The organism is Streptomyces sodiiphilus (assembly GCF_039529215.1).
In the GTDB taxonomy this organism is placed as follows: domain Bacteria; phylum Actinomycetota; class Actinomycetes; order Streptomycetales; family Streptomycetaceae; genus Streptomyces; species Streptomyces sodiiphilus.
In genome coordinates this window covers 195,981-207,776 of record NZ_BAAAMJ010000032.1, presented here as the reverse complement: position 1 = coordinate 207,776, position 11,796 = coordinate 195,981, and the positions used below count along the sequence as shown (strand labels likewise).

Below are 11,796 nucleotides of genomic sequence, written 5' to 3'. Positions count from 1 at the left end.
GCCGCGGCCGCCGCGCTCCAGCGCGAGATGAACGGCGGCGCGCCCGGCGCGGCCCCCGCCGTTCCGGCCGGAGGACGGCCGCTGGCCAAGCCGCCGGTCCGCAAGCTCGCCAAGGACCTGGGGATCGACCTGGCCACGGTCGTGCCCTCGGGGGCGAACGGGATCATCACCCGTGAGGACGTGCACGCCGCCGCCGAGCCCGCACCGGCCACGCCGGCCGCCGCACCCGCGCAGGCGGTGCCGGAGGTCGAGCCGCAGTCGCTGGACCGGATCCGTGAGCGGCGGGTGCCGATCAAGGGCGTGCGCAAGGCCACCGCGCAGGCGATGGTCGACAGCGCGTTCACCGCCCCGCACGTCACGGAGTTCATCACCGTGGACGTCACCCGCACCATGAAGCTGGTGCAGCGGCTCAAGAGCGACCCGGAGATGGCCGGGCTGCGGGTCAACCCGCTGCTGCTGGTCGCCAAGGCGCTGATGGTGGCCGTGCGGCGCAACCCGGACGTGAACGCCGCCTGGGACGAGGAGAACCAGGAGATCGTCCACAAGGAGCAGGTCAACCTGGGGATCGCCGCGGCCACCCCCCGCGGACTGCTGGTGCCCAACATCAAGAACGCCGGGACCATGACCCTGCCCGAGCTGTCCCGGGCGCTCAGCGACCTGATCACCACCGCGCGGGAGGGCAAGACGTCCCCGGCGGACATGCAGGGCGGCACCATCACCATCACCAACATCGGGGTCTTCGGCATCGACACCGGCACCCCGATTCTCAACCGCGGCGAATCCGCGATCCTCGCCTTCGGCGCGGTCCGCGAACAGCCCTGGGTCCACAAGGGCAAGGTCAAGCCGCGCCAGGTCACCACCCTCGCGCTGTCCTTCGACCACCGCCTGGTCGACGGCGAACTCGGCTCCAAGGTCCTCGCCGACACCGCCGCCGTCCTGGAGAAGCCCAGCCGCCTCATCACCTGGGCATAACCACCACCGGCACAGGCCCGGACACCACAGGGGCCCGCCGCGAGGCCCGCGCGCATCCCGCGCGCGGGCCCTCCCGGCGGGCCCCTGCCGGCTTCTCACCGCCTGTGCCCGCCCGCCCACGCCGGGCTAAGGACGGGTCACAGGTACGGTCCGCCGGTGCGGTGGCTGCGGGGGTCGGTGCCCTGACCGCTCTCCTCCACGTGGGCCCCGGGCGGCAGCGCCCGGCGCATCTGCTCCAGCTGGGCACGGGCCGCCATCTGCTGGGCGAACAGCGCCGTCTGGATCCCGTGGAACAGGCCCTCCAGCCAGCCGACGAGCTGAGCCTGCGCGATGCGCAGCTCGGCGTCGGACGGCACGGAGTCCTCGGTGAACGGCAGCGAGATCCGCTCCAGTTCCTCGATCAGCTCGGGCGCCAGCCCTTCCTCCAGCTCCTTGACCGAACTGGAGTGGATCTCCTTCAGCCGCGCCCGGCTGGCCTCGTCCAGCGGCGCCGCCTTGACCTCCTCCAGGAGCTGCTTGATCATGCTCCCGATCCGCATGACCTTGGCCGGCTGTTCCACCATCTCCGTGACGGGGACCTCGGTCTGCTCGTCGTCGCTGCCTTCCCCGCCACCCTTCGAGGCGGGGCTGCCGAGAGCCATTCCGTCCGGTCCGACGACCAGTACGTGCGGGCTCTCCTGCGGCGGTTCGTTCCTCGGCTGAGTCATACCCTCCATCATGCCTGCCCCTCATCCCGAGCGGCGGGCCAGGTCGGGACGCGAGCGGGCCGGCAGCGCCGCCACCACGCCCGCCAGCACCGGCAGCCCGAGCACCAGCAGCCCGAGCACCGGCCAGGGCAGGACCACGCTGCCGAACGTGCGGGTGAGTCCGCGTACCCGGAGCACGGGGTTGCCGGCCGGGCCGGTTCCGTCGCCGCTCATGCCCCGGCCTCCCCGGCGGAGCCGCGCCCGGTGCGGCGGGAGGCCGTCAGCGGGCGCTGTGCGGCCTCGTCCGTGCCTCCGGCGTTCCCGGTGTGGCCGCGCCGCGTTCCGGGCTCCGGAGGCGGTTCCGCGGCCGGACCGTGGTCCGTCGTCTCCCCGCCCGCCACCTCCTCGGCCAGGCGGACCAGCCTCGTCTCGCAGTGGTCCAGCCAGCGCGTCTCGGCCTCGGCGTGGAAGATGTGCTGTTCCAGGACGAGGAGCCAGACGAGGAGCCAGGCGACGTCGTCCGGGCCGCCGGTCCCGGCGGGCGACGCCGCCCCCGGAGCCACGTGGGAGGGGCGGGTCAGGGCCGGCGGAGCCTCAGCCCGAAGGCCGCTATCCCCAGCCCGAGGAAGACCAGCCCCGTCCCGAGGGGGAGGACCGGCAGCACTTCACGACTGCCGGGCGGGAGGAGGCCCTCGTCCCGGGCGACCGGGCCGGGGGCCGACTCCTCACTCCCCTCCTCACCGGCGGGACCGCCGGGGCGGAACCGCTCGGCGGGGTCCGAGGCGGCGGCGGGGCCGTCCGCCCGCCCGCCGGGACGGCCGTCGGCCCGCCGGCCGTCCGGGAGATCGTCGCCTCCGTCCGGCAGCATGGCGGGCGCGCCGAGGGAGCCACGGGGACCGGGCGCGGCCTCCGGCTCGGCCACCGCCGAGCCGGCGGGCACCAGCAGCGCCGCGACGATCAGCACCGCCATCGCACTGCCCCTGGAGACCGTCACGGACACCGACCCTTCGCATACCACCCGACAGGGCAATAAGCGTCACATATCCACAAAGGATCGGCATCTCGGACACTCGGGTCAGCGAACCAGAACGATTTTCCCCACGTGCTCACCGGCCTCCATGACGGTGTGCGCCGCGGCGGCGTCCTCCATCGGCAACTGGCGGTCGACGACCGGGCGCAGCCGCCCGTCCTCCAGCAGCGGCCACACGTGCTCCCGGACCGCCGAGACGATCGACGCCTTCTCCGCCGCCGGGCGGGCGCGCAGCGAGGTGGCGGTGACCGCACCCCGCTTGGCGAGCAGCGCCCCCAGGTTCAGCTCCGCCTTCACGCCTCCCTGGAGACCGATCACCACGAGGCGCCCGTTGGGCGCCAGCGCCTTCACGTTGCGGTCCAGGTACTTCGCCCCGATGATGTCGAGGATGACGTCCGCCCCGCGGCCCCCGGGCGCCCGCTTCAGCTCCTCGACGAGGTCCTGCTCGCGGTAGTTGATCAGGATGTCCGCGCCCAGCTCCCGGCACCGCGCCAGCTTCTCGGCGCTCCCGGCGGTCACCGCGACGGTGGCCCCCACCGCCTTGCCCAGCTGCACGGCCATGGTCCCGATGCCGCTCCCGCCACCGTGCACCAGCAGCGTCTCGCCGGGCCGCAGCCCCGCGATCATGAAGACGTTGGACCAGACGGTGCACGCCACCTCCGGCAGCCCGGCCGCCGTCACCAGGTCCACACCGGCCGGCACCGGCAGCAGCTGCCCGGCGGGGACGGCCACCTGCTCCGCATACCCGCCACCGGTCAGCAGCGCGCACACCTCGTCCCCGATCCCCCACCCGGCGACCTCGGAGCCCAGCGCCGCGATGCGGCCCGAGCACTCCAGCCCGGGATAAGGGGAGGTGCCGGGCGGCGGATCGTAGAAACCCTGCCGCTGCAGCACATCGGCCCGGTTCACCCCGGCCGCGGCCACCTCGATGACGACCTCCCCCTCGTCGGGCACCGGCTCGGGCACCTCCTCCCACCGCAGCACCTCGGGACCGCCGGACTCCTGAATCGTGATCGCACGCATACCCCGACGCTACCGCCGCCACCCCCCAGGGCCCCCGCACCACCACTGCCGACAGCCCTCGCTGCCACACCCGCCACAACACACCCCGGCCCGTCACGGAGGGCACACGACCTCTCACTCGCCCTCCGCTACCCGGGGAAGGCTGGAGGAAGTCAGGCCGCTTCGGTGGGCAGAACGTAGGCGCGGGCGAAGTGGGTCTTGATGGTGGCGGCGTGGAGGTGTCCGGCCATGGCCTTGTCGCCTTCGACGCCCATGACGACGTGGATGTGGACGAAACCGTTCTTGATCTCGCCGGTGCCGGTCATCTCCGCCGGGAGGCTGTAGGAGGTGATGTTGTCCTTCAGAGCATCGTCGGCGGGCATCGTGGAGATGGTGAAGTCCTCCGTGGCGCCGACCAGGGAAACGATCGCCCCCTCGGTGATCCCGGCCTCGGCGATCTGGCAGTTGAGGGAAGCAACCAGTTCATCGTTGCGGACTTCAAAAGTGATCATCCAGGACTCCATCCGATCATCGGGCTCAGCTGCTGAAGCATGACCGATGAACACCATCTCGCGTCAGCGTCACGGGGGTTGAGGGCTTCCTTGGCGAACCGCTGAGCCAGGTACTGGGCCCTGTGGGTGTAGGCGGCCGGGTCCAGGGCGATGGCCCCGGCGGTAGTCCAGTCAACGCCGCAGGTCCGGGCCGTGACCGCCGTCATGTACAGGTGCCGAACGTCCTCATCGTGTGCCAGGACCCGGGCAACCTCCGTGGCCTTCTCGGCGCCGGGGAGCGGTGGCGCGTCGAGACTGTAGTCGTTGATCACGGTCCGTGGTGGAGAACCAGGTACGTGCAGCAATCATCCGGATTCCATTCAGCAGGTTCCAGCCCCGAGTCCGCAGGCCGCACTCATGCTGGAGGTGACGCCTCGCCGCTCCAGGTCGCAGCGCTGCTCGGCCAGCCCTGCACGATGACCCTGTGGCTCGCCTGGACGGCAAGCGCCTGCCTCACCTGTGGCAAACAAGATCATCAGGCTCGATCAGGGGCTTTCATTAACAGCCCATGGATAACGAGGGAGCGGCTTCCTGCGGAACGAGTCGCCGGTCAGGCCGGTTCGGGTTCCGGGTCCGTGCCGGTGACCAGGGAGCGGGTGACCTGTTCGAGGTGGTCGAGGCCTGCCTGGACCGCTTCGAGTTCGCGGGTGAGGGGGGTCAGGTCCATCATCTCGGCGGCTGCCTCACTGGCGGCGTGGGCGGAGACGAGCATTCCCGCGTGCTCGGCCGCCGCTTCCAGCCCGAGGCCGATGGACTCCAGGGTCGCCATGTGGACCTGCCGCAGTTCCTCCATCCGCTTCCGGGCCCGGGCGCGGTCGGCGACCGCCCGGGCCGACTCCTCCTTGGCCCGCCGCAACAGCCCTTCGGGCAGCGCCGCGGCCTCTCGTTCCAGCCGGCCCTGCTCGACGCGCAGTTCCCGGTGGTCGGCGGAGCCGTCGGTCGCGGCGTCGATGGCGGCGATCGCCTCCACCCGGCTGCTCAGCTGCTCCGCCGCCGCCTGCGCGTGAGCCGCCGCCTCGGCCAGCACGGAGGCGAAGCCGGGAGTCGTGCCGTCGTCGCGCTCACCCGTGGCCCGGAAGCCGTCGAGTCGACTCGCCGCCGCACGGGCCCGGCGCAGCCACTGCACGCTCTCGGCCGGGGCGACGGTCTCCGCCGTGGTCGGCCCTTCGGTGATCCTGCCCCCGGTGACCGGGTAGGAGGCCGCGCGCCTGGCGGACACGAGGTGGGTGAGGAATACCAGGAGCCAGACGGCGGCACCCGCTGCCAGCGACCGCTCCCACGGTTCGTCGAGACCGAACCGGGCCCCGCCCGCCGCAGCCGCTCCGAGCAGCGTGGCCGCCGTGAACCCGCCGAATGTTCCGGAGGAACGCCTCCCGGAGCCCTTGTCGTCGCCCATACCGCGCTCCCCCGTCCGTCGGTCAACGGCTCACAGCGTATGGCCCCGGCCCGGCGGAGGTCGATGCACCGGCGACCGCCCGCCGCGTGCAAGGCGGCCGAGGACCGCACCAGCTACCCGAGCGGGTCGGCGTCTTCATCGGATTTCTGGCCAGGGGGCCCGGTCCTTCGGGGCCGGGAGGTATGGCTTCCTCGGAGCGGAGCCGCGCAGCGGCGGAGTGCTCTTCGTCGTGCGTGAACTGCACGTTGGTCTCCTGGCGTGGGCCATACTAGGGTGTTCTGCGTGAAGATTGTTGCGCAGGTGAAGCTGGTGCCCGCGTCCGCTCATGACGCGGACGCGCTGGCGGCGACCCTGCGTGCCTGCAACCGGGCCGCGAACCGGGCATCGGAGGTAGCTTTCGCCAAGGACCTCAAGCGGCGCAACGTGTTGCAGGACGAGGTGTACTACGCGCTCAAAGCGGACTATGACCTCGGAGCTCAACCGGCTGTGCGCACCATCAAGAAGGTGTGCGACGCCTATGCCGCCCTCAAGGGCAACATCAAGGCCGGGAACCTCGGCAGGCCCGGATCGAAGCGCCGTCTGCGGGCGGAGTCCAGGCCGATCGCCTTCCGCGAGGACGCGGCCCAGCCCTATGACGACCGCATCCTGACGTGGAACCTCGACGCCCAAACCGTCTCGATCTGGACCGTGGCCGGACGGCTCAAGGGCATCCCGTTCGTGTGCTCCCCGCAAGCGCTGAAGCTGCTGGCCTCCCGCAAGGGCGAGTCCGACCTGGTGATGCGCGACGGCATGTTCTTCCTCATCGCCACCGTCGACGTGCCCGAACCCGAGCCGTTCGAGCCGGACGGGTTCCTCGGCGTGGACCTCGGCATCGTCAACATCGCCACCACCTCGGACGGCGACATCATGGCCGGACGCCGGCTCAACCGCTACCGCGAACGCCACCGCCACCTGCGGGCCAAGCTCCAGGCCAAGCGCACCAAAAGCGCGAAACGCGCGGTGAAGCGCATCCGCCGCCGCGAAGCACGCCACGCGGCCCAGACCAACCACATCATCGCCAACAAGCTCGTGACCACCGCTGAACGCACCTCGCGCGGGATCGCCCTGGAAGACCTGGGCGGCATCCGGCAGAGGGTTACGGCCAGGAAAGACCAGCGGACACGACTGCACTCCTGGGCCTTCGCCCAGCTCGGCGCGTTCGTCGAGTACAAAGCCCGCCGGGCAGGTGTGCCCGTGGTCCATGTGGACCCGCGCAACACCTCCCGGCAGTGCTCGGAGTGCCGGCACACCCACCGCACCAACAGGGTGACCCAAGCACGGTTCGCATGCCGCTCCTGCGCAGTGGTACTGCACGCGGACCACAACAGCTCCCGCAACATCGCCCACCGTGGCGAAGCTGTGTGGCAGCGGGGCGCAGTCAACCGCCCCCGTACGGCATAAGCCGTCCCGGACGCAGGGGACCACGCAGCAGCCAGCCGCGCTCCACTTGCAATCTCCGCCCGCACGACCGAGTCAACACGCTCGGTCCTCCAGGGCCGAGAAGTTGACGGAGTACGAGGTATTCGACCTGCGGCCCGGCACCGGAAGGCGAAAACCGGGCCTCCGGTGAACAGGAACGCCGGGACTCGGGCCCTCTCCCTACGGGAGTAAATACCCGGGCACAAGAACCTCCCGCCCTCCCGTCCCATGAGCGTCCGGCGGCGCCCGCGCCGGAACAGCCACCGCGCCCCGAGCCACCTCCACCACCTGAGGCACCACCCCCGCCGGAGCCACCGGCGTCACCGCAGGCGCCGACGCGGCCGGCACGGCCGGCGCGGGTGCCGAGGCAGCGCCGTGGGCGCGGAACTCCCCGGGCGGCCGGACCGGTCGTCGTGCCGGACGCGCTGCGGTCCGCCGTCACGCTGCTGAGCTCGCTCGGCGTCGCGGAGCCACGGCTCGCGCTGGGCACGGCGGAGGCCATGGAGCTGGCACCACTGGTCGGCCAGTGGCGCGCGGCCGGGGCCAGTCACGAGCTGCTGCGCAGCGCGCTGACCGCCGGACTGCCCGAGCGGGTGCACTCCGCCGTCGGCCTGCACCGCAAGCTGCCGCAACGCCCCGCCGTGCCTCCGGAAGACGCCGGACGGCTGTCCGGGCCCGCCCCGGTCCGGCGCGGGCTGTCGGAGTACCCCGACTGCCGCGACCCCGTGACAGAACCGGGCCGGTGCCGGACCTGCCGTGACGGCGGCCCGCCCCCGGCGCCGGACATCAGCGCCTTCGTCGAGGCAGGAAAGCGTGGCGCGGCAAGGGCCCGTGCCGCCCTGCGAGGGCTGGCCCCGCCACCCGGCGATCCGTGCCCCGCATGAGTGCGCCCCTCAGACCTCCGGTCGGTCCACGACCGGAACACCCAGAAAGGAAAACGATCATGAACACGACCTCTCCCGCTCTCCCCGCCGGCCGGCTGAAGGGCCTCGGACTGCTCGCCGACGCCCTGACCTACCCGGACACCGGCGAGACCGTCGAACTCATCACGGCCAGGGACGGCACCAAGTGGTTCTGGCTCCACGAGGTGGCCAAGGTGACGCAGTTGCCTCATCTACGGAAGGACCTGACGCGGCGCCTGGACCCCGACGAGTGGCGAAAGATCGACGTATCCGCAGGTCAGGGTAGTGTCGCTACTGGCGACGTTATCCGGAACCCGATGCGGATCCTGGTCTCGGTGCCCGGAGTTCTCAAGCTTCTGGCCTCGTCCCGCAAGCCTTCCGCGCGGGCGTTCGACCGGTGGGCGCGGCACGAGGTGCTGGCTCCGCTGCTGACCACCGGGCACGTACCGGAGGACGGCGACAGGCTGGTGTCCGGCCACCGCCGACCTGCTGCCTCATCAGCAATCCGCAGCCCGGGCCTCAACCCGTCATGTGCGACCTCGCTCTCCGCCGCCGCCCTCAACGCCCGACGGCCTACCGTGCATGAGGTCCTCAGGCCACCGCACCTCAACGAACCAGGTCGTGCAGTCGAGTCCGGCCGCCCGTGTTGACCGCCAACTTCTTTCCGTCAGCACTGAGCGCTACAGATCGCACGCTACTGTAGCCGGACATCAAGCTGCGCTGCTTGCTGCAGTTCTCAAATTCCATCACCGTGACATACCCGAAACCAGCTTCACCGTCGGCGGCTGCCACATATTACCCGTCGCCGCTGATGCTCCACCACACGCCCTGCTCTTCCGAATTTACCCGACAACTCTTCGACCACTCAGGTTCTTTCCTGTCAATCCTGAAGAGCTCACTTCGACGCATACTCAACTGATAGCACCCATTGGAGCTGATGCCCTCTACGTCACTGACGTCACCGTAAACCTGGAAAACCTCGCCCCTCTTCACCTGCGGCTCCCGCCACGGAATCAGTCTCCACGTTGGAGTTTCGAAACCCATTTCGTCCAGCCACAGAAGACCTTCGGCGATCACCACCACATGCGACTGGCTGTAAGAAAGAAACGGGAAATACATTCCGCCCTTCATGACTTCCTCTCCAGTATTTACATCCCACCTTCGCACCATCCCGTCGTCATCGACTGTAATGAGCGTGTTGTCTTGCGGTCCGAAGCCCATGTACTCGGCCTCGCCGGTTTCGATGAGCATGTCAGCAGAGCGGCCCTGCCCTGCCAGTAGACCGACCAGGAGGAGCGCTGCCACAGCGGCTGTGATGGCTGCCTTTGGCGCGCGGCGACCATTCCGGCCACGGGGTGAACGGTCCTTGGCAAGTGCCCGACTTGCGAGCCGTTCCTGCAGGCGGATATGCCGGAACTGATACGCGCCTGCGGACTGTCGCAACAGCTGCTTGTCCCGGGCGTCCGCAAGAAATCGGATAAGGCCCCAGGGAAGCTTCCTTCGCACGGCGAGACTCAGGCGGACCAGAAGGAACCTCGGCCACGCCCTCGTGAGCAGGAGCAGGAGGACGAATCCTACGGCAGAAAACAGGGCGATCACAACAAAATCTACTGCCGAGATGCCGGCATAAAACTCCAGTAATCTTTCAGCAAGCAAGTCAGCGGCAGGCGCTTGAAAAGGGCTGTGTGCAGGAATGAAGTAGGCAATGAAACCAACCGCATCACCGAGAACGAACAGCGGTACCGCTGCGAGTCCGAAAACCACTCCAGCTACCAAGGATGCGATCAGTGACGACGCCCGGTCCTGGTGCAGGGTACCCGAGGGTGTGGCCTTCTTGGAGTTTTCCGGTGGCGCATCGAGCCACGCGTGTACGGCGAGGCCGAGACTGAACGCAAGCCCTATACCGCATGCTCCCCCGGAAAACGCCACGAACAGGGAAAGATCTGATTCCACCGATTCGTTCGCGAAGACCCGGTCAACAGTGAACAGTGCGCCGGTGAGGACGAGCAGGATCACGGTCAGCTTCAGACCGGCGACGAAACCTTTCCCGAGCCGCCCCAGGGAACCGTACCGCCTGAAAGACAGCCTTCCGGGCGAGTCGCCCGGTACCGCGTACCAGACGACTGTGACCAGGATTGCGCAAAGATACGGGATCGACGTGAAGTCCGAGTCCACTTCGTTGCCCATGAATAGGACCACGCCGGCCGTGATGAGAGCCGAGAGAAGACCGCCGATCACTCCCAGAGCGAGACCTGTGAATCGGGACGACAGACGTCGGCTCATGGCCCACCAGACAAGGTCCCGTTCCCGGTGCCGGTGGAGGTAGGTCGCCAGGTAGGTCATGTACGCCTCGGCCCGCTTCGCACTGCGGTGCCAGTCGTCCGTGCTCCGTTGTCCGCCGCTGCCCGGTGCCGGGGCGTACGCCGCGGTGATGATGTGGTCGAGAAGGTGGTCCTCCACCGCGTGCGAGCTGTCGAAGTCGAGGAGTTCCGCCGGATCGCGCTCGCAATTGCTGTACACGCTGCGGGCCAGGGTAAGGGCCAGTGGGGTGGACATGGCAACCGCCGTCGGACTCTCGGGGTTCTCCCGCAGGTGCTCGAACACCGCCTCCCATTCGACAGCGGCCGGCCAGCTGACATCTTTCAAGTAGGCGACGGCGTCCGCAGCCGATACCGGGACCAACTCCACCACCGGTGCGCGACGCAGGACGGGCGAACCTCCCTCGATGACGTCCTGGTACTCAGCCGAGCGGCAAGTCAGCACAACCCCGGTGCCCTCACCACAGGATTCGTTGACCGCCCGTACGGCGCTTCGGCGCGATGCCTCGGGCATCTCGTCCAGTCCGTCCAGGATCGGCAGCAGCCGCTGGCTGCGCAGCAGCAACCTGGGGATCTCGGTCCGTCCGCCGTAATACGCGGTACCCAGTGTGCGCTGGATCCAGTCTCCGAGCGATTCGCTCACAGGGTCCCAGCTGGACAACGTGAGCAGCACGGGAACCGGGGCTCCCGGCCCACGTTCGGCGAGCAGCCCCAGAGTGAGCATGGCGGCCAGCACGCTTTTTCCCGAACCGGGTTCACCCAGTATCACGAGTCGGCCGGCGGGTACGCTCCGATACCCTTGGGCCAGCCGCCGGGCGGCCTGATCGAAGTCGCCCTCCAGGCGGCCGTTCAACGCCAGCCGCAGAATACGGGCGTCGACGGCGTCTCCGTACGTCTCCTCCGGTGGCGCCGCCACCGGACGGCGGGTAGCCGACCAGGACAGCGGAATCACGCGTGGAACACGCAGGTGACGAGCAGTGACCTCTTCCTCCCACTGCTCGCGCACCGAGACCGACAGGTCGTCCGCGAGCTGCGCCGCATCGGTCGGCGGGGGCAACGCCGGGAGCAACTGGGCCACGGACACCGCCAGCGCGGCGAGAGACACGAACAGGCCGACCCAGGCGACCAGTTGCTCAGCATCCAACTTCTCGTCGGAGGCCAGCAGCATCGAGATGAGCGCCATCGACACCAACGCGCTCAGCACCAGCAGGCCCAGCCGCAGCCACCGCCGCCGCTCATGATGCGGAAGTCGAGTCACCGCCACAGGATGCCGGACGAGATCCGCCTCCCGCCGGGAAACGGCTTTCTTTCCCCACCGGCAGTGAGCGGGATCCGGACAAGAGGAAACGCCTCAGGAAACCCCCGATGCGGCCCTCGGCCCCGGTGCAGGGCTGCTGCGCCGGTGGGTGATACCTCCCGCGCCGGAACCGTCCATCCTCGGACGGCAGGCAGCGACGCATGCCCGGGCGGGAAGAGTGAGG

The 11,796-nt window shown here is 69.5% G+C and carries 13 protein-coding genes; 4 read left to right on the top strand and 9 right to left on the bottom strand.

What is annotated here, in order from left to right:
* The coding region (locus tag ABD299_RS17010) for a dihydrolipoamide acetyltransferase family protein (RefSeq protein WP_344263252.1) at positions 1 to 972 on the top strand (972 nt) is incomplete at its 5' end.
* A gap of 137 nt (positions 973 to 1,109) precedes the next feature.
* On the opposite strand, the gene ABD299_RS17005 is transcribed toward ABD299_RS17010, so the two are convergent.
* The 8 genes from ABD299_RS17005 to ABD299_RS16970 all read right to left on the bottom strand — a co-directional run bounded on the left by ABD299_RS17005 (position 1,110) and on the right by ABD299_RS16970 (position 5,637).
* Positions 1,110 to 1,679 carry a bacterial proteasome activator family protein gene (locus ABD299_RS17005; protein WP_344263250.1) on the bottom strand — a complete coding sequence of 190 codons (570 nt, stop codon included), beginning with the start codon at positions 1,677 to 1,679 and terminating at the stop codon, positions 1,110 to 1,112.
* Positions 1,680 to 1,700: 21 nt separating this feature from the next.
* Positions 1,701 to 1,892 (bottom strand): hypothetical protein, encoded by a 192-nt coding sequence (locus tag ABD299_RS17000; RefSeq protein WP_344263248.1) that lies wholly within the window; start codon positions 1,890 to 1,892, stop codon positions 1,701 to 1,703.
* A complete protein-coding gene (locus ABD299_RS16995) occupies positions 1,889 to 2,221 on the bottom strand; it encodes a hypothetical protein (RefSeq protein WP_425581353.1) in 333 nt (110 codons plus the stop codon). Before ABD299_RS16995 ends, ABD299_RS17000 begins: the two co-directional genes overlap by 4 nt.
* 14 nt (positions 2,222 to 2,235) lie before the next feature.
* Positions 2,236 to 2,652, bottom strand: a complete 417-nt coding sequence (locus ABD299_RS16990) for a hypothetical protein (RefSeq protein WP_344263246.1) — start codon at positions 2,650 to 2,652, stop codon at positions 2,236 to 2,238.
* A gap of 81 nt (positions 2,653 to 2,733) precedes the next feature.
* A complete protein-coding gene (locus tag ABD299_RS16985; protein ID WP_344263244.1) occupies positions 2,734 to 3,711 on the bottom strand; it encodes an NAD(P)H-quinone oxidoreductase in 978 nt (325 codons plus the stop codon).
* A gap of 152 nt (positions 3,712 to 3,863) precedes the next feature.
* The gene (locus ABD299_RS16980; RefSeq protein WP_344263241.1) at positions 3,864 to 4,202 is read right to left on the bottom strand and encodes a PCC domain-containing protein; all 339 of its coding nucleotides are present in this window, start codon (positions 4,200 to 4,202) and stop codon (positions 3,864 to 3,866) included.
* Entirely contained in the window at positions 4,199 to 4,513 is a 315-nt protein-coding gene (locus tag ABD299_RS16975; protein ID WP_344263238.1) for a hypothetical protein, read from the bottom strand. The genes ABD299_RS16980 and ABD299_RS16975 overlap by 4 nt, the downstream gene beginning before the upstream one ends.
* 278 nt (positions 4,514 to 4,791) lie before the next feature.
* Positions 4,792 to 5,637 carry a hypothetical protein gene (locus ABD299_RS16970; RefSeq protein ID WP_344263236.1) on the bottom strand — a complete coding sequence of 282 codons (846 nt, stop codon included), beginning with the start codon at positions 5,635 to 5,637 and terminating at the stop codon, positions 4,792 to 4,794.
* Positions 5,638 to 5,919: 282 nt separating this feature from the next.
* On the opposite strand from ABD299_RS16970, the gene ABD299_RS16965 reads away from it, so the two are divergent.
* From ABD299_RS16965 to ABD299_RS16955, 3 genes are all read left to right on the top strand, one after another.
* Entirely contained in the window at positions 5,920 to 7,077 is a 1,158-nt protein-coding gene (locus ABD299_RS16965; RefSeq protein WP_344263233.1) for an RNA-guided endonuclease InsQ/TnpB family protein, read from the top strand.
* A 431-nt stretch (positions 7,078 to 7,508) separates the two neighbouring features.
* Positions 7,509 to 7,979 carry a hypothetical protein gene (locus ABD299_RS16960; protein ID WP_344263230.1) on the top strand — a complete coding sequence of 157 codons (471 nt, stop codon included), beginning with the start codon at positions 7,509 to 7,511 and terminating at the stop codon, positions 7,977 to 7,979.
* A 59-nt stretch (positions 7,980 to 8,038) separates the two neighbouring features.
* Positions 8,039 to 8,647: a BRO-N domain-containing protein gene (locus tag ABD299_RS16955; RefSeq protein ID WP_344263228.1), complete on the top strand. Its 609-nt coding sequence runs from the start codon at positions 8,039 to 8,041 to the stop codon at positions 8,645 to 8,647.
* Positions 8,648 to 8,792: 145 nt separating this feature from the next.
* Here the strand turns inward: ABD299_RS16955 and ABD299_RS16950 are convergent, their stop codons facing one another.
* Positions 8,793 to 11,573: an NACHT domain-containing protein gene (locus tag ABD299_RS16950; protein WP_344263226.1), complete on the bottom strand. Its 2,781-nt coding sequence runs from the start codon at positions 11,571 to 11,573 to the stop codon at positions 8,793 to 8,795.
* Positions 11,574 to 11,796 lie beyond the last annotated feature (223 nt).